The organism is Humidesulfovibrio mexicanus (assembly GCF_900188225.1).
In the GTDB taxonomy this organism is placed as follows: Bacteria; Desulfobacterota; Desulfovibrionia; order Desulfovibrionales; family Desulfovibrionaceae; genus Humidesulfovibrio; species Humidesulfovibrio mexicanus.
Genome location: NZ_FZOC01000003.1, coordinates 1 through 17,057 on the forward strand (window position 1 = coordinate 1; position 17,057 = coordinate 17,057).

General features: G+C 68.4%; 16 protein-coding genes. 8 read left to right on the top strand and 8 right to left on the bottom strand.

Going from position 1 to position 17,057, the window contains the following annotated elements:
- Positions 1-109 precede the first annotated feature (109 nt).
- The 5 genes from CHB73_RS06705 to CHB73_RS06720 form a co-directional block, all read right to left on the bottom strand.
- Complete coding sequence (locus CHB73_RS06705; protein WP_089273440.1) at positions 110-1,990, bottom strand: carbamoyltransferase family protein; 1,881 nt, start codon at positions 1,988-1,990, stop codon at positions 110-112.
- Between the two features lie 9 nt (positions 1,991-1,999).
- Positions 2,000-2,149, bottom strand: coding sequence for a DUF5989 family protein (locus CHB73_RS16740; protein WP_179216939.1), 150 nt, complete (start codon positions 2,147-2,149; stop codon positions 2,000-2,002).
- Positions 2,150-2,158: 9 nt separating this feature from the next.
- Positions 2,159-2,569: an SxtJ family membrane protein gene (locus tag CHB73_RS06710; RefSeq protein WP_089273442.1), complete on the bottom strand. Its 411-nt coding sequence runs from the start codon at positions 2,567-2,569 to the stop codon at positions 2,159-2,161.
- A 148-nt stretch (positions 2,570-2,717) separates the two neighbouring features.
- Positions 2,718-3,941: an alpha/beta hydrolase family esterase gene (locus tag CHB73_RS06715; RefSeq protein WP_089273444.1), complete on the bottom strand. Its 1,224-nt coding sequence runs from the start codon at positions 3,939-3,941 to the stop codon at positions 2,718-2,720.
- A 2-nt stretch (positions 3,942-3,943) separates the two neighbouring features.
- Positions 3,944-4,768: a protein-L-isoaspartate O-methyltransferase family protein gene (locus CHB73_RS06720; protein ID WP_218819364.1), complete on the bottom strand. Its 825-nt coding sequence runs from the start codon at positions 4,766-4,768 to the stop codon at positions 3,944-3,946.
- A 257-nt stretch (positions 4,769-5,025) separates the two neighbouring features.
- Between CHB73_RS06720 and CHB73_RS06725 the strand changes: the two genes are divergently transcribed.
- A complete protein-coding gene (locus tag CHB73_RS06725) occupies positions 5,026-5,538 on the top strand; it encodes an acyl-CoA thioesterase (protein ID WP_089273448.1) in 513 nt (170 codons plus the stop codon).
- Positions 5,539-6,011: 473 nt separating this feature from the next.
- Here CHB73_RS06725 and CHB73_RS06730 read toward each other — a convergent pair whose 3' ends face one another.
- Positions 6,012-6,509, bottom strand: a complete 498-nt coding sequence (locus tag CHB73_RS06730) for an RlpA-like double-psi beta-barrel domain-containing protein (RefSeq protein ID WP_089273450.1) — start codon at positions 6,507-6,509, stop codon at positions 6,012-6,014.
- Positions 6,510-6,774: 265 nt separating this feature from the next.
- On the opposite strand from CHB73_RS06730, the gene CHB73_RS06735 reads away from it, so the two are divergent.
- The 4 genes from CHB73_RS06735 to CHB73_RS06750 all read left to right on the top strand — a co-directional run bounded on the left by CHB73_RS06735 (position 6,775) and on the right by CHB73_RS06750 (position 11,139).
- Positions 6,775-9,291, top strand: a complete 2,517-nt coding sequence (locus CHB73_RS06735) for a heavy metal translocating P-type ATPase (protein WP_235641537.1) — start codon at positions 6,775-6,777, stop codon at positions 9,289-9,291.
- 10 nt (positions 9,292-9,301) lie between these two features.
- A complete protein-coding gene (locus CHB73_RS06740; RefSeq protein ID WP_089273452.1) occupies positions 9,302-9,502 on the top strand; it encodes a heavy-metal-associated domain-containing protein in 201 nt (66 codons plus the stop codon).
- A 78-nt stretch (positions 9,503-9,580) separates the two neighbouring features.
- Positions 9,581-10,543 (top strand): DNA cytosine methyltransferase, encoded by a 963-nt coding sequence (locus CHB73_RS06745; RefSeq protein ID WP_089273454.1) that lies wholly within the window; start codon positions 9,581-9,583, stop codon positions 10,541-10,543.
- The gene (locus CHB73_RS06750) at positions 10,540-11,139 is read left to right on the top strand and encodes an HNH endonuclease (protein ID WP_218819366.1); all 600 of its coding nucleotides are present in this window, start codon (positions 10,540-10,542) and stop codon (positions 11,137-11,139) included. Before CHB73_RS06745 ends, CHB73_RS06750 begins: the two co-directional genes overlap by 4 nt.
- Positions 11,140-11,162: 23 nt before the next feature.
- Here CHB73_RS06750 and CHB73_RS06755 read toward each other — a convergent pair whose 3' ends face one another.
- Positions 11,163-12,041 carry a tRNA (adenine-N1)-methyltransferase gene (locus CHB73_RS06755; protein WP_089273456.1) on the bottom strand — a complete coding sequence of 293 codons (879 nt, stop codon included), beginning with the start codon at positions 12,039-12,041 and terminating at the stop codon, positions 11,163-11,165.
- Positions 12,042-12,161: 120 nt separating this feature from the next.
- Between CHB73_RS06755 and CHB73_RS06760 the strand changes: the two genes are divergently transcribed.
- The 3 genes from CHB73_RS06760 (at position 12,162) to CHB73_RS06770 (ending at position 15,937) form a co-directional block, all read left to right on the top strand.
- Positions 12,162-13,166 carry a radical SAM protein gene (locus CHB73_RS06760; RefSeq protein ID WP_089273458.1) on the top strand — a complete coding sequence of 335 codons (1,005 nt, stop codon included), beginning with the start codon at positions 12,162-12,164 and terminating at the stop codon, positions 13,164-13,166.
- 660 nt (positions 13,167-13,826) lie between these two features.
- A complete protein-coding gene (locus CHB73_RS06765) occupies positions 13,827-15,269 on the top strand; it encodes an Rne/Rng family ribonuclease (RefSeq protein WP_089274185.1) in 1,443 nt (480 codons plus the stop codon).
- 53 nt (positions 15,270-15,322) lie between these two features.
- Complete coding sequence (locus CHB73_RS06770) at positions 15,323-15,937, top strand: epoxyqueuosine reductase QueH (protein ID WP_235641538.1); 615 nt, start codon at positions 15,323-15,325, stop codon at positions 15,935-15,937.
- Between the two features lie 59 nt (positions 15,938-15,996).
- Here CHB73_RS06770 and CHB73_RS06775 read toward each other — a convergent pair whose 3' ends face one another.
- Positions 15,997-17,049: a nucleotidyltransferase family protein gene (locus CHB73_RS06775; protein ID WP_089273460.1), complete on the bottom strand. Its 1,053-nt coding sequence runs from the start codon at positions 17,047-17,049 to the stop codon at positions 15,997-15,999.
- Between the last annotated feature and the right edge of the window lie 8 nt (positions 17,050-17,057).

Genomic DNA, 17,057 nt, shown 5'->3' on the forward strand with positions numbered 1-17,057 from the left:
CCCCCCCTATCCGGGGTTCCAAGGGGCCGGGTAGGCCCCTTGGCCGCCGGAGGCATAAACGAGCACGACATGTTGGCCGCCAGGAGCGTCAACAGGCGCGACGCCAAGGCTAATCCAGTTCGAATTGTCCGCGCCAGTCGGCGGTTTCGCGCCAGGTTGGCTGTTCGGGCTTGAGCAGCAGCCAGTCGCCCAGCACGAGGGCGTCCATTTCGGTACGCATGAAGCAGGCGTAGGCGTCGGCCGGGGTGCAGACGATGGGTTCGCCGCGCACGTTGAAGCTGGTGTTGACGACGACGGGGCAGCCCTGTTCGCGGCGGAAGGTGTCGATGAGGGTCCAGTAGCGCGGGTTTGTCTCGCGCGAGACGGTCTGGATGCGCGCGGAGAAGTCGACGTGTGTGATGGCGGGCAGGCTGGAGCGTTCCACGTACAGGCGCTCGTACATGGGCCGGGTCCAGTAGCCTTCGGGCAGGGGCTTGCGGTGTGCTTCGGCCACCGGGGCCACAAGGAGCATGTAGGGTGAGGCCCCGTCGAGCTCGAAGCATTCGGCGGCGTGTTCGGCGAGGACGGAGGGGGCGAAGGGCCGGAAGCCTTCGCGGTATTTGATTTTGAGGTTGAGCTTCTTCTGCATGTCGCCGTGGCGCGGGTCGCCCAGGATGCTGCGGCCGCCCAGTGCGCGCGGGCCGTATTCCATGCGGCCTTGCAGCCAGCCCACGGCCGCGCCCCCGGCCAGCAGGCGCGAGACCTCGGAGCACAGGGCGTCGAAGTCGTCGAAGCGGTGCGCGGGCGCGCCGAAGCGGCGGCAGCAGCGCGCGATGTCGGAATCGGAGAACTCCGGGCCAAGGTAGGCCCCTTGCATCATGTCGCCGCCGGGTTTGGCGCTGTGGTCCTCGCGCGGCTGGGAAAGGCCGATGTGCCAGGCGGCAAGCGCCGCGCCCAGCGCCCCGCCCGCATCGCCTGCGGCGGGCTGTATCCAGATGTTCTCGAAGGTCTTGCGGCCGAGCAGCTTGCCGTTGGCCACGCAGTTGAGGGCCACGCCCCCGGCCATGACCAGGTTGGCGCAGCCGGTGAGGCCGCGCGCGGTTTCGGCCATGCGGAACACGGCCTCCTCGGTGATCTGCTGTATGGCCAGTGCCAAGTCCATGTATTCCTGGGTGATGTCGGACTCTCCGGCGCGCTGGGGCAAACCCAGGGCGGCCTCGAAGCGGTCGGCCCGGCACATGGTGAGCCCGGTGGCGTAGTCGAAGCAGTCCATGTTCAACAACAGCGAGCCGTCGGGCCTGAGGTCCACCATCTGGTCCAGGATGGCCCGCCTGTAGCGCTCCACGCGCTCGGAGCCCTCTATGCCGTAGGGCGCCAGGCCCATGAGCTTGTACTCGCCGGAGTTGACCTTGAAGCCGCACCAGGCCGTGAGGGCGGAATACAGCAGGCCCAGGGAGTGCGGGAAGTGCAGCTCGCGCAGGATTTCCAACCCGGCCCCGGAGCCCTTGCCAATGGTGGTGGTGGCCCACTCGCCCACGCCGTCGATGGTGAGCACGGCGGCCTCGGCGAAGGGGGAGGGGTAGAAGGCGCTGGCCGCGTGGGACAGGTGGTGCTCCGGGAACAGAAGCTGCGGCGCGCCGGGGCCGAGTTTGGCGAGCTCGTCCTTGAGCATCCTGCGCATGAAGAGCTTCTCGCGGATCCACACGGGCATGGCCGTGAGGAAGCTCCGCAAGCCGCGCGGGGCGAAGGCGTGGTAGGTCTCCAGCAGGCGCTCGAACTTGAGGTAGGGCTTATCGTAGAAGGCCACGGCCTCCAGGTCGGCTATGCCCACCCCGCCTTCGGCCAGGCAGTACTTGGCGGCGTTGTGCGGAAAGGCCGGGTCGTGCTTCTTGCGGGTGAAGCGCTCCTCCTGGGCGGCGGCCACAATGCGCCCGTCCACCAGCAGCACCGCGGCGGAGTCGTGGTAATAGGCGCTGATGCCCAGAATGGCCCGGCGTTGCTGATCTGCCATGGGCTCCGCCTAGAACAGGGTGTAGATGAAGGGCGCGATGGCCGAGCCCGAAGTAAGCACGATGAGCGCGCCGAAGAGCAGCAGCACCAGGATGATTGGGGCCAGCCAGAACTTCTTGCGGACTTTCAGAAAGTCCCAGAGATCGCGGAGAAAATCCATTGAATGCTCCTAGAACGGGGTCTTGAGGTCCGCCGGGGCGAAGGGGCCGCTGCGCGTGTGGAACACCGAACCCTGGCCCTTCTTGAAGTCCCGCAGGCGCAGGGTGTCTTTGCCCATGGCGCGCCGCAGCAATCCCACGGGCGTCAGGACCAGGAAATAGACGAGGCTCAGGATGAGCGTGCTCATGACCGTGCCCAGCACGGCCGAGAGTCCGAACCAGAGCCTGGATGCCGGGCCGAAGGCCATGGGCGCGGTCATGTTGAGCACGAGCAGGGCGGCGGCCAGGGCGAACCAGCCCTGGGTTCCGCGCACCAGGCCGATGATGAGGCAGATGAGGACAAGGGCCATGCCGGTGTCCACGGCGCGGCTTCTGGCGCTGCCTGCGGGCGCGTGGGCGGCGTGCTTCACAAGGTCGATCATGGCGGCTCCGCAAGTGGGTTGCCCGCTTTGGGGCCTTCGCGCTTCGGGCGCGGCTGCGGCGCACAGTGCCAGAGTTCCGGCCCAAGGGCAAGGCCGCCCGGGGACCGCCGGGCTGCGGGGGCGGGCGCCGCCATGCGCCCTTGGCGCCCTACCTGCCTGCGCCTGTGCGTGCGGCTGCGGGCCGGGCCTCACCCGCCCGCTCCTGCCGGGCCGCCGGGTCCGCACGGCGGATGAAATCCAGCAGCACGCCCGTGGCGTCCACCCCGGCAACAGGCAGATCGCAATGGGGGTAGCGCTCGCGCGCGCCTCCGGGCCAGGCATGGCCGCCCCCCTTCACCACCACGAAGCGCACATGGCCGCGCCCGTCGCGTGCGGCGAAGTCCTCCACGCGGAGCCGGGCGCCCTCGCGCACAGCAGGCGAAGCGGTCAAATCCATGCCCTTGGCCCAGAACTCGGCCTGGGCGCGGGCCGGGGAGTCCTCGCACAGGCGGCCCGTGGCCGGACGCCCCGCCGCAAGGCCGAAGCGGGCCACCTGGTCCTGGTCGCCATGGATGACGAGCACGGGCAGGTCGCGCGTCGGGCGCGGCAGGTCGCAGGGCAGCCCCCCGGCCACGGAGCACAGGGACGCGGCCAGGCCGGGGCGCTCCAGCACGAAGCGGCTGGCCAGCATGGCCCCGTTGGAAAACCCGGCAAGGTGGATCCGTGCGGGATCAACGCGAAAGTCCGCCCGCAGGCGCGAGATGAGCGCGGCCACAAAGCCCACGTCGTCCACGCGCCTGTCGCGCGAGTCCCCGCAGCAGGTCCAGGCGTTCCAGGCCTGGCCGCCGCTGCCGCCCAGGCCCTCCGGGAACACCGCCAGAAAGCCCGCCGCCGCCGCGCGCCCGGCAAGGCCCGTCTGGCGCATGGCCTGGGCTGCGGAGCCCCCCGCCCCGTGCAGAAAGATGATCGCCGGGACCAGCCCCCCTGCGCCCGCCTGCCACCCGGCGGGAACCGCCACAACGGCCGCGCGCCGCACGCCCCCGTGCTCCAAGGTCAGCGTGCGCAGGGCGATGCGGCCAGCCCCCTGCCGCCGCGCCACCCGCTCGCGCAGGCTTTCGCCGCTTTCGGCTTCGGCACCCGGCGCACCGGGGACGGCCGGGGCCTGCGGGGCCGTCGGCCCGCGAGACGAACCATCCGCCGCGCCGGACCATGCGCCCGATGTCCTGGACGCGGCCGCGTTCTTGCGCGCGTCCGGCGACTTCGTCACGGACTCGAACACATCCACGGCCATGCCGCCCGGCGAGGCGGACAGGCCAGGGGCGGCAGGCAAAAACGACAGCAAAGCGGCCAGAAGCAGCGCGGCCGCCGCACGGCGCCCTGCCCGGCCAGCCACGGCTAGCCCTTCCCCTGCGCAATGCGCCCGGTCATGGGGATGAAGAACACGCCCATGTCCTTGCGGGAATGCACCCGGCCCGAAGCGTCCTTGGTGAACACGTACAGCACCTGCCCGCGCTTGAAAGGCTGGCCGATGGGCACGATGAGCCGTCCGCCGGGCTTGAGCTGCCGCAAGAGCTCCGGCGAGACATAGCGCGCCACGCAGGTGACCATGATGATGTCGAAACCGCCCTTGACCTCGGGCCAGCCGTAATACCCATCGCCCACGCGGGTATGCACGTTGCCCAGCCCAAGGGGAGAATAGATGCGCGCCACGGCGCTCCCCAGCGGCTTGATGATCTCGATGGAATACACGTCTTGCACGATGCGCGAGAGCAGCGCGCTCTGGAAGCCGGAGCCGGTGCCGATCTCCAGCACCGTCTCCCCCGCCTTGGGCAGCGCCAACTGCGTCATGTACGCCTGGCCCAGATAGTCCGACAGGGCCGAGCCGTAGCCAATGGCCCAGGGTTTGGGATTGGCTTCGTAGGCGTTGGAGGCGAAAGCGCGTCCGGACTGGTAGTTGTAATGGAAGTACTCGCGCGGCAACTCCCGGAAGGCGCGCAACACCTCCGCATCGGCCTTGCCGAAACGGCGCTTCAAATACTGCTCGATGTCCAGCAGGGCCTGGGCCCGCCTGGCCTGCACCTGGGCAAAGCCGCCCTCGTCCAGCCCGGAGGCCCTGCCCGACTGGCGCATGGCCTCCCGATAGGTCCCGAAGCTCCAGGACGTGCCGGGCTTCCAGGCCGATTGCGGCGCGGATGAAGCCTGGGCAAGGCTTCCCGCCATGCCCCCTCCGGCGGCGAAGGCCAAAGCACAACAGGCTACAACAAACACCAATACCATGCGGCGCGGCGTCATCTTCTGCATCAGGCGGCGTTCCTCCCCTTCCGTGTTGCCGCTCCCCCTACCACGGTCACGGCCGAAGTGAAAGCCGCGCCACTTCCCCGCCGCTTGACCACCCGACCCATCCGGCCTACAGCCCACACTGCGAAACCATGACAAGACCATGCCCCGGACCACCCGCACAGCCAAGGAGAATCCCCATGCCGCACGATGCCCTGCCCGGCAAGACCGCCGCCGAGTCCGCCGTCACCATGACCATCCAGGTGCTGCCACACGATGCCAACCCCGCGGGGAACGTCCACGGCGGCGTCATCCTCAAGCACATCGACACCGCCGCAGGCGTCGTCGCCATGCGCCACACGCGCGGGCCCGCCGTCACCGCAAGCATCGACCGCATGGACTTCCTCAAACCCGTCTACGTGGGCGAACTGGTGGTCATCAAGGCCAGCTTGAACCTGGTGGGACGCACCAGCATGGAAATCGGCGTGCGCGTCGAAGCCGAAAACCTGCAAACCGGCGAAATTCGACATACCAACTCAGCCTACCTCACCTTCGTGGCCCTGGACCACGCCGGCAAACCCCGCTCCGCACCACCGCTCATCATCCAAAACGAAACTTCCGAACGCCGACACCGCGAAGCACAACGCCGACGCGAACTGCGCTGGCAGGCCATCCGCGAAGAACGCGAAGCAGAAAACGTCAGGCCTGTGTAGGCCTCCGCCGGGCAGAACGTCGTGCCGGTTGATGCCTCCGGCGGCCAATGTGTTTGTGTTGTGCCTGTTGATGCCTCCGGCGGCCAAGGGGCCTCCCCGGCCCCTTGGAACCCCGGATAAGGTGGGCAATGGCTGTGCGATTCCCGGCCGCCCTTCACGCGGGTCCAGGGGCGCGCAGCCCCTGGCCTGCGGAGCATGAACCGGGCAGATCGTGGTGCCTGTGGATGCCTCCGGCGGCCAAGGGGCCTCCCCGGCCCCTTGGAACCCCGGATAGGGGGGGGACAAGGGATGCGCGGCGCCAAGTGTGCGCCGCCCTGCCCTTTCATCCACGCGGGTCCAGGGGCGCGCAGCCCCTGGCCTGCGGAGCATGAAACAGGCACAGCGTTCAGGCTTGGCCTGCGGAGCATGAAACAGGCACTCCGTTCAGGCTTGACCTGCGGAGCACGAAACAGGCACTGCGCTCAGGCTTAGTTTCAGATGCTCAGCAGCGCGGCGCGGGCGCGGCGCTTGCCGAAGGCTTGCGCCTTCTGGTTGTCGCCGAGGAAGATGTCGACGGCCCTGTCGTGGCGTGCGGCCATGAGGTCGTTGACCTCGAAGATGCCGAGTCCTTCGATGCGCACCTTTTTGCCGAACACCCAGCCCTTGTTGAAGAGGTCGCGGGACACGGCGATGGTGCCGGGGCGCACGTGGCGCATGGATGCGGCGATGTGCGGATCGTCATCGGTTTGCGCCGGGTCGGCGTTGTAGGCTGTGACGGTGACGTGAGACACGGGCAGGGACTGGCTTTCCAGGCGGCGCAGGTATTCCTGGTCCGTAACGATCATTCTGGCGACCTCTGCGCGGTATTCAAAGGGCGCGGAGAGGCTTTTAAGCTCGTTGATTTCGCTGGCCTGTGCGGCCAGGGCGGCCAGGGTGCAGACCAGGGCGGCGGCCAGGGCCGTAAGCACGGCGAGGGTAAGGTGCCGGGTCATGGGTGCCTCCTTTGGAGCCGCCGGGAGCTTGCGCGCTGCGCAGGAGCGGCCCGCAAGGGGCATAGCAAGTATCGGTCCATTTGTCAGCGTTTCTTGACGGGCGGTTCTTGCGGGCTTTGTAGGGGGAGTGTTCTTGGAGCGTGCGCCGTTTTTTTGACGCCGCCGGGGCTTGCGGGCCGTGTCCTGCCGGGGTAGGACTGGAGGTCAGCGGCCGCAAGGCCGCCGATATCCGCAGGTGGGCCGGGGAGGAAACGCGGGAGGTTCAATGGCCCAGGATATCTTGGCTCGGGCGCGCATCAAGGGAATGCACTGCGCGGCCTGTTCGGCGCGTATCGAGCGCCTGCTGCGCGCGCGCGACGGCGTTTCGCGCGCGGACGTGAACCTTGCGGCCGAGAGCCTTGAGGTGGTCTTCGACCCTGAGCGCGACAGCCTTGAATCCATGGGGCAGGCCGTGGCCGATGCCGGATTCGAGGCGCTTTTCGAGCCTGTCTCCGGCGCTGGCGGCCTCGCCACCCTGCACCTGGCCATCACCGGTATGCATTGCGCGGCCTGTTCCGCGCGCATAGAGCGCGTGTTGCGCGCGGCCGACGGCGTCACCGAGGCCACGGTGAACCTGGCCGCGGAGACGGCCACCATCCTGTACGACCCAGGGCTTGCGCGGCCCTCGCAGTTGATGGACCTGGTGCGCGACGCGGGGTTCGGGGCGCAGGCGGCCTCGCGATCGGCCCTGCTCTTCGAGGAGCGCCGCCGCGAGGCCGAGGAGCGTTTGCGTCGGCAAAAACGCGAGCTCATACCCGCCTTCGCCTTCGCCCTGCCGCTTTTGGTCATCTCCATGGGCCACATGATGGGCCTGCATTTGCCCGCCTTTTTGCATCCGGAGACGGCCCCGACGACCTTCGCGCTGGCGCAGCTGTTCCTCACGCTGCCGGTGCTGTTCGCGGGGCGCGGCTTTTATCTCCGCGGGATTCCCGCGTTCTTGCGCAAGGCCCCGAGCATGGACACCCTGGTGGCGGTGGGCACAGGCGCGGCCTTCCTGCACAGCCTGTGGAGCACCGTGCTCATCCTCGCGGGGGACATGCCCGTCCAGCGCGCCCACGACCTCTATTACGAATCCGCGGCGGTGCTTTTGGCCATGATCTCGCTGGGCAAGTACCTGGAGGCCCGCAGCAAGTTCAAGACCACAGGGGCGGTGCGGGCGCTGCTTTCGCTTGCCCCGGACACGGCCACGGTCATCCGCCAGGGGCAGCTTGGCCCGGAGGAGGCGAGGGTGCCCGCAGCCGAGGTGGTTCCCGGCGACACCGTGCTGGTGCGCCCGGGCGAGCGCGTGTCCGTGGACGGGGTTGTGCTCTCCGGCACGGGCGGCGTGGATGAGAGTATGCTCACCGGCGAAAGCCTTCCCGTGTCCAAGGCCCCCGGCGACCGCGTGGCGGCGGGCACGCTCAACGGCGCGGGCGCGCTCACCATCCGGGCGGACAAGACCGGCGAGGACACCATGCTCTCACGCATCGTGGACATGGTGCAGCAGGCGCAGGGCTCCAAGGCGCCCATCGCCAGCCTGGCCGATCGCATCAGCGCGGTGTTCGTGCCCACGGTCATGGCCATTGCCATGGTCTCCGGCCTGGCCTGGCTGCTGGCCGGGGCGGGCTGGGCCTTCTCCCTTAAGATCTTCACGGCGGTGCTGGTCATCGCCTGTCCCTGCGCCATGGGCTTGGCCACGCCCATGTCCATCATGGTGGCCACCGGGCGCGGCGCGCAGCTGGGCGTGCTGGTCAAAAGCGGCGAGGCCCTGCAAGCCGCCAGCCGCGCTGGGGTGGTGGTGTTCGACAAGACCGGCACCCTCACCCACGGCAAGCCGGAACTCGTCGAACTTGCGGTTGCGCCGGGGATGTCGCTGCCGGAGGAACGCCTGCTCACCCTGGCCGCCGCGGCGGAGAGCCGCTCCGAACATCCGCTGGCCCAGGCCGTGCTGCACGCGGCCAGCGAACGCGGCCTCGCCGCGCCCGCGCCGGAGGCCTTCACGGCCCAGCCCGGCCAGGGCATCGAGGCCACGGTGGGCGGCCGCGTGGTGCGCATCGGCAACGCGGGCTTCGGCGGCGCGGCCTTCGCCTCAGGGGAGCTGGGCGAGGCCGTGGCGCGCATGGCGGACCAGGGCGTCACCCCTCTGTGCATGGAGGTGGACGGCCAGCCCGCCGCCATTCTTGGCGTGGCCGATCAGTTGCGGCCCGAGACGCCGGAGGTGCTGGCGCGGCTCAGGCGCCTGGGCCTTCGGCTGATCATGCTCACGGGGGACAACCAGCGCACGGCCCGGGCCATAGCCGCGCGAGCCGGCGTGTCCGAGGTGGTGGCCGGGGTGCTGCCCGACGGCAAGGCCCAGGCCGTGCAGGAGCTGAAGGACGCCGTTTCCGGCACGGGCCGGGCGGTCGTCATGGTGGGCGACGGCATCAACGACGCGCCCGCCCTGGCCGGAGCCGACGTGGGCATGGCCATGGGCTCGGGCATCGACGCGGCCGTGGAAAGCGGCGACATGGTGCTGCTCTCCGGGGGCATCGGCGGGGTGCTCACGGCGCTTGCCCTGTCGCGGGCGGCCATGGCCAACATCCGCGAGAACCTGTTCTGGGCCTTCGCCTTCAACGCCATCGGCATTCCGGTGGCGGCGGGCGTGCTGCACGCCTTTGGCGGGCCGACCCTGAACCCCATGCTCGCAGGCACGGCCATGGGCCTAAGCTCCGTCACCGTGGTGAGCAACGCCCTGCGCCTGCGCTTCTTCAACCCCAAGCACTAGGAGACCCCACATGCCCGCAGTCATCGTCAAAGGCATGAGCTGCCAGCACTGCAGCGCATCCGTGACCAAGGCCCTGGAAGCCCTTCCCGGCGTAAGCAACGTGAACGTGGACCTGCTCTCCGGCACGGCCAGCTACGAGGAGGCCAGCCCCGTGGACCCGGCAGTGGTCAAAAAGGCCATCGAGAAGCTCGGCTTCGAGGTCGTGGGCTAGCGCCGGGGCGCCTTGCCCGCCGGATGTCTTTCCTGTAAGTGGGGTGTAGAACACCCCCCGCTTCTTTTTCGAGGGAACATGCTGCTCACCTCTTTGGAAATCTGCGCCGGCGCCGGCGGCCAAGCCCTTGGACTGGAGCAGGCCGGCTTCGCTCACACGTGCCTTGTGGAAATCGACAAGGCCGCCTGCTCCACGCTGCTGCTCAACAGACCATCGTGGAACGTTTTGGAACAGGATGTGCGCGACTTTTCCGCCACCGGGCTGGATGGCCTGGATCTGCTCGCCGGCGGCGTTCCCTGCCCTCCCTTTTCCAAAGCCGGAAAGCAATTGGGCCACGCGGATGAACGCGACCTGTTCCCGGAAGCTATCCGCCTTGTCCGTGAGTGCCGCCCAAAGGCTGTGATGCTGGAAAACGTGCGCGGACTTCTCGACACCTGCTTCGATGACTACCGCACGGGCCTCATCCGCTCCCTTGCTTCGCTCGGATACACTGCGGATTGGCGGCTTCTGAACGCCTCCGATTTCGGGGTCCCGCAACTGCGGCCACGAGTGGTGTTCGTCGCCTTGCGCAGCGATTTGGCCAGCCATTTCCAGTGGCCCATGCCGACACACGCTCAGGCTCCGAGCGTTGGCGAGGCGCTGCACGACCTTATGGCCGCCAAGGGCTGGCTCGGCGTTGCACGGTGGAGGCAAGCCGCGTGCGACATCGCCCCGACCCTTGTCGGCGGAAGCAAAAAGCATGGAGGCCCGGACCTTGGCCCCACCCGTGCAAAACGCGCCTGGGCGGCCCTCGGCGTCGATGGACACGGCATTGTCGATACGCCTCCCGACTATGACTTTGTCGGAATGCCGAGGCTCACCGTGCGCATGGCCGCACGCATCCAGGGTTTTCCCGACGACTGGCTGTTTTCCGGGAAAAAGACCTCGGCCTACAGACAGGTTGGCAACGCCTTCCCCCCCCCAGTGGCTTGCGCGGTTGGCAAGCGAATCGCCGCAGCCTTGCGCCAGGCCGGGAAAACCACGTTCCGCAAGGCCGGATGATGACCAAACAACACAAGCTCAAAGGCGGCGCACGGGCCCTGCTGCGCGCCCACTTCCTCGCCAACGTCGGCAAGATCATGGATTCCCATGAATTGCGCGCCGTTTCGGGCGACATCTCCGAGTGGGCGCGCAGAGTGCGGGAACTGCGCACGGAGGAAGGCTACCGTATCCTTACGCACAATGACCGCAGCGACCTGAAACCCGGTCAGTACCTGCTGGAAACAGCCAAGCCGCAACCGGCGTTCGAGCGCGCAATATCCAAGGAAACGCGGGCCCTTGTCCTGGACCGCAACGGGTTCACCTGTCAAATGTGCGGGGCCGTGGCCGGAGAGCCGCACCCCTACGATCCGACCCGCAAAACCAGGCTGCACCTAGGCCATATCATAGACAAAAGCATGGGAGGAACAGACGACGCCACGAATCTCCGCGCCATCTGTTCCGTGTGCAACGAAGGTGCGGCCAACCTGACCCTTCCGCGACCCGATTTGCTGAAACTCCTCACGCAGATCAGGCGGGCGACGAGCGCGGATCAACTCGAAGCGCTCAGGTGGCTCATCACCAAATTCCCCAAGCAGACGAGAGAATTCCTCCCGTAAAGCAAAGCCCCGCCCCTGGCGCGCTATTCCACGGCGTCGCCGGGTTCTTCGGCGCTGGCGTCGCCGTCGGTTTCCGGGCCGAACTCCGGGTCGTCCTCCGCGGCCTGGACCTTGGCCGGCCGGGTGAAGGGCGCGGGCTTCTCCATGCACCGGGCAAAGACCAGAAAGCCCGTGTGGGCCACCATGCGGTCCTCGGGGCGCAGGCGGTCGGGAACGGTCTTGTAGCGCCGCACCAAAATCTCCAGGGCCTCAATCTCGGTGAAGGGGCCGTCTTCCAGTCCGCGCAGCAAATCGCTCACCTGGTTGCAGGTGGGAAGCAGGAAGCCGCACATGGCCCCAGGCCGCACGGCGGGCGGGATGTGGTGCAGCACGTCCTGGGGCACGCGCACGTCCAGAAACAGCGCGTCGGCCTCGGTCTGCTCAAACCCGGTTTCCTCGATGTCGGCCAGGTGCTGGGTGACGCGGTGGGAGAGCCCCACGCGGGCCAGGTTCTTGGCGGCGTTCTTGTAGAATTCCTCGCGGCGCTCGTAGGTGTAGACCATGCCGCTATCGCCCACGTAGGTGGCCAGGGCCAGGGTGAGCCCGCCGGAGCCGGTGCCGGTCTCGATGACGCGGCAGCCCGGCGTGATGCCCAATTTGAGCAGCAGGTAGCCGATCTCCTTGGGGTACATGATCTGGGTCTGCCGCTTGACGCCCTTGATGAGTTCGTACACCGTGGGCTTGAGCACGCGGTACGGGTGCCCCAGGTGCGAGCGCACGATGCCGCCAAAGCCCGCCTCCGCGATGTCGCTCATGAGGATGCGGCCGTCGTGGGTGTGGATTTCCTTTGCCGGGTCCAGCACCTGCATGAAGCGCTTGCCCGTGGGGCTGATGACCAGCACGAGCTGTCCGGGTTCGATCATGGATCCTCCGGGCGGTCGCGCGTGGTGGCGCGCCGCCGAAAACGTCGATGCAAGGGGCCTACAGGGCGGGCTGGCCCGCGTCAAGCCGGGAATGCGGCAACCGAGACAAGGGGGTGGAAGATGGAACAGGGCGCCAAGCGGTATGTTTTCGGTCCGGTCATGTCCGGCAGGCTGGGCCGGTCCCTGGGACTGGACCTGCTCGGCTCGCGCATCTGCTCCATGAACTGCGCCTATTGCGAGGCCGGGCCGCTCAAGCGGCTGACGGTCACGCGTGAGCCCTATGTCCCGGCCGAGGCTGTTCTGGACGAACTGCGCGCCTGGGATGAGGAGCGCCGCGACCGGGGCGAGCCCCTGCCGGACGCCGTGACCCTGGGCGGCCTGGGCGAGCCCACCCTCAACTCGGACATGCCGCGCATCATCGCGGGGGCGCGGGCCATTTTGCCCGGTGTGCCCGTGGCCGTGCTGACCAACGCCAGCCTCATGCCCGACCCGGCCGTCCGCGCTGAGCTGGCCCTGGCCGACGCCGTGCTGCCGAGCCTGGACTCCCTTGTGCCGGAGGAGTTCGCCCGAGTGAACCGGGGGCACCGCTCCCTGGATTGCGCGGCCATCGCCGAGGGCATCCTGGCCTTCCGGCGCGAGAGCGCGGCCAGGGTGTATCTGGAGGTGCTGCTGGTGGCGGGCGTCAACGATTCGGACCGCAACCTTGCGCTGCTCAAGGAATTCTGCACGCGCCTGGCCCCGCACCGGGTGGATGTGACGACCCTTTCCCGGCCGGGAACCGAGGACTGGGCCAGGCCCGTGGACCCGGCCACGCTGGCGCGCTGGCGGTCGGAACTGACGCCGCTGGCCGCGAGATCCGGCGAAGCGTCGCCCGGCATCGGCGCGGGGCTTGCGGACACGGCGGAAAAGGGGCAAGAACAGTGCGGGGCCATGTCCATGGTCGAGGCGCGCGCGCGCATCCAGGCATCCCTGGCGCGCAGGCCGCAGACAGCGGCGCAACTTTCCCGCGCGCTTCTTGCCGACCCGGCCCTTGTGGCCCGCGCCCTGGCCGGGCTTGTGGCCGATGGCTTGGCCGTGGAGTCCCGCCGCGAAGGCGCGGAGGTGTACTTCCAGACGCGAGGCTAGGCCCCGCCCGGCGATCACGGCGCGAGCGTTTTGCGCCCCGGACCTGCTGCCGCAGCGTGCGCGCAGGCCGTTTTTCCACACTTTTCCTGCGACCGAGGTTCTTTCATGACCGACTCCCACGACGAGAGCTCTTCCGCCCCGGCGGAAGCGCCCCAGGCCCCTGCGGCCACGGCTTTGTCCGCTTCTCCTTCCCCGACCGACCAGAATGCCGCTCCGCCGCATGGCGAGAACGGCGCGCAGGACGCCGCCGCCGACGGCCAGCCCGCGCCCAAAAAACGTTCGCGCGGCAGGCGCGGCGGCCGTGGCCGCAAGCGCAAGCCCGCCGCTCCGGGCGCAGATGCCGCCCCATCCCCGACGCAGCCCGAAGAAGCGGCCGCGCCCGGCGCACCCCAGAACGCCGCGCCCCGGTCCGAGGCCCAGGCCATAGACGCGGCCTACGGTCTTGCGCCGGAAGCAGGAAGCCCGGTCCAAACGCAACAGCCCGGCCCCGAAGCCGAACCCGCACTGGCCAAGAAACGCTCACGCGGTCGGCGCTCGGGCAAGGCCAAGGCCGAGGCCGAGGCCGAACCGCGCGGAGCCGCCGCCCAGGACGCGGCCGAGGCTGCCGACGAGGCCGCGCCCCCGCAAAAGGGGGCGGAAGGCAAGAAAAAGCCCAAGAAGATGTTCATCGGCGTGCTGCCCGGCGAGCTGGTGGAGGTGGTCCTCACCGAGGACGGGGCCGTGCAGGAATATTACGTGGAGATGCTGCACCAGGCCAAGACCAAGGGCAACATCTACAAGGGCTACATCCACAACGTCGACTCCGCCCTGCAGGCCGCCTTCATCAACTACGGGGCCGAGCGCAACGGGTTTCTGCAAATCGACGAGGTGCACCCGGAGTACTACCAGGGCTCCTATCCGCTCAAAAAGGGCCAGCGCTTCCCCCTCATCCAGAAGGTGCTCCGGCCCGGGCAGGAGGTGCTTGTCCAGGTGGTGAAGGAGCCCACGGGCAAGAAGGGCGCCTTTGTCACCAGCTATCTTTCCTTGCCGGGGCGCTACTTCGTCTACACCCTTGGCCGCGACCAGCAGGGCGTTTCCCGCAAGATCGAGGACGAGAAGGAACGCGAACGCCTCAAGGGCTGCATCGACCAGATCTCCCCGCCAGAGGGCGTGGGACTCATCGTGCGCACGGCGGGCATAGGCCGCGCCAAGACCGAGCTCACCCGCGACTACAAGTACCTGCACCGCCTCTGGGGCGACATCCGGAAAAAGGCCCAGACCGAAAAGGCCCCGGCCCTGGTGTACAAGGAGATGGAGCTCTCCGTGCGGGCCGCGCGCGACTACCTCACCCAGGAGGTCAGCGAGATCTGGGTGGACGACCCCGACACCGCCCAGCAGATACGCGAGTACGTGGCCCTGGCCTTCCCCAAAAGCCCGGACATGGTCAAGGTCCACACCGACCACGACCGCACCCTGTGGGAGCGCTTCGGCCTCACCCGGCAGGTGGAGCAGATCTACTCCCGCGAGGTCACCCTGCCCTCCGGCGGGCGGCTGGTGTTCGACCACACCGAGGCCCTCACCAGCGTGGACATCAACTCCGGCAAGATCGGCGGGGAACAGAGCTTCGCCAAAATGGCCCTGAAGACCAACGCCGAGGCCGCCCAAGAGATCGCCCGGCAGCTGCGCTTGCGCGACATCGGCGGCCAGATCGTCATCGACTTCATCGAAATGAAGGACAACAAGCACCTGCGCGAGGTGGAGAAGATCATGCGCCAGGCCCTCAAGAGCGACCGCGCCCGCACCGACGTGTCCGGCATCTCGCCCTTCGGGCTCATGGAGCTGGTGCGCCAGCGCCTGGGCTCCTCGGCCATCAGCGTCTCCACGGAGCCCTGCCCCTGCTGCGGCGGCACGGGCATCCGCCGCAACCTGGAATGGCAGGCCATGCAGACCATGAAGACCATCCACAGGCTTTTGGGCAAGCCCGGCTGCCCCAGCCCGCTGCAGGTGCATGTGGGCCAGGAGCTGGCCCTCTACATGCTGAACAACAAGCGCGAGCTGCTGACCGCCATGGGCGCCCGCGTGGACGTGCGCGTGGAGATCGTGGTGGACCCCAGACAGCCGTAAGCGCCAAGACCTTGCAGGGGGCGGAAAGGCCCGCCCCTCGCGGAGCCCTTTTCATGCCCGAAAACGCCATGCCCGGCCCATCCGTGGCCGAAAACGCCATTCTGCTGCACGCCTGCTGCGGCCCGTGCAGCATCACCTGCATTCTGCGCCTGCGCGACATGGGCTTTGCGCCCACGCTGTATTCCCACAATCCCAACATCCACCCGCTCATGGAGTATCTGCGCCGCCGCGACGGCCTGCTGGCCGTGGCCCAGCGCCTGGATGTTCCGGTCATCCTGCCGGACCAGGACGACCCGACGCAGGCCGCGCCGGACTCCTGGCTGGCGGCCATGAGCCCCCTTGGCCCGGCCGTGGCCGACATGGCCCGACGCTGCCCCGTGTGCTACGATCTGCGCCTGGCCCACACCGCGCAGGCGGCCAGGGCGCTGGGCTTCCCGCGCTTCAGCTCCACCCTGCTCTACAGCAAGTACCAGAACCACGAGGCCATCATCGCGGCCGGAGAACGCCACGCCGGGCCAGGCCTGGACTTCGTGCCCGAGGACTTCCGCCCCGGCTGGGACGAGGGCATACGCCTGTCGAAGGAATGGGAGATCTACCGCCAGCCCTATTGCGGCTGCCTGCTCTCGGAGCACGACCGCTACCGCAAGAAGGTTCGGCTGCGGGCTTGACCCCTTGAGGCCGACCACCCTGCGGACGCAGGGGACGGCGGCCGACGCCGGGCGGCCAGCTAGCCGAAATGCCGGGAGTAGTCGGTTTGCGCCTGCTCGTAGTCGCCCACGCGGCCGATGTCGATCCAGTACTCGCGCACAGGAAAGGCCAAGGTGGGCGCGCCCTCGGCCACAAGCGTCTCGAAGAGCGCGGGCATGTCAAAGGCCTGGCCGGACGGAATGCGCGCCAAGGCGTCGGGCGAAAGGGCGTAAATGCCCGCGTTGACGAACACCGTCTGGGTGGGCTTCTCCTCTATGCGCACCAGCTTGTGGTCCTCCACATGCACCACCCCGTAGGGAATCTGCGTGGTGTAGGGCCGCACGCACATGGTGGCGGCCGCCCCCTGCGACTCATGGAAGTCCAGCAAATGGGCGAAGTTCACCTTGGTCAAGAGGTCGCCGTTCATCACCAGAAAGGGCCGCTCCATGGGCGGCAGCAGGGTCAGCGCCCCGGCGGTGCCCATGGGCTGGTCCTCGCGCAGGTAGCTGATGGACGCTCCGAAGCGGGAGCCGTCGCCGAAGTGCTCGACCACCTTCTCGGCCATGTAGTTGATGGAGATGTAGAAGGTGCGGAAGCCCTGGGCCACGAAGGTCTCCAGGATGATCTCCAGGATGGGCTTGTCGCCGATGCGCAACAGCGGCTTGGGGCACAGGTCGGTTAGCGGCCGCAGGCGCTGGCCCCTGCCCCCGGCCATGAGCACCACGGCATTGGGCAGCACCTCGCGGGAGAGCAGGTCCATCATGGATTCCAGCCCCACCACCCGGCCCGCCGCGTCCACGATGGGGATCTGCCGCAGCACCTTGGTCTGCATCAAGGAGAGCAGGGCCTCGTGATCGGCCTCGGGCGGGGCCGTGGTGGGCGTGCGGAACATGATGTCCGCCACCGGCCCGGTGAGGGGAACGCCGGAGATGATGGCCCGGCGCACGTCGCCATCGGTGACGGTGCCCAGAAGCCGCCCGGAGGCGTCCACCACCAGGGCGATCTGCATCCGGGTGGAGTCGATGAGGCGCACGGCGTCCATGGCCGGGGTCTCCGGCGCAACGAGCACCTGCTTCCACTTGTCCTTGGGCATGGGCGTCC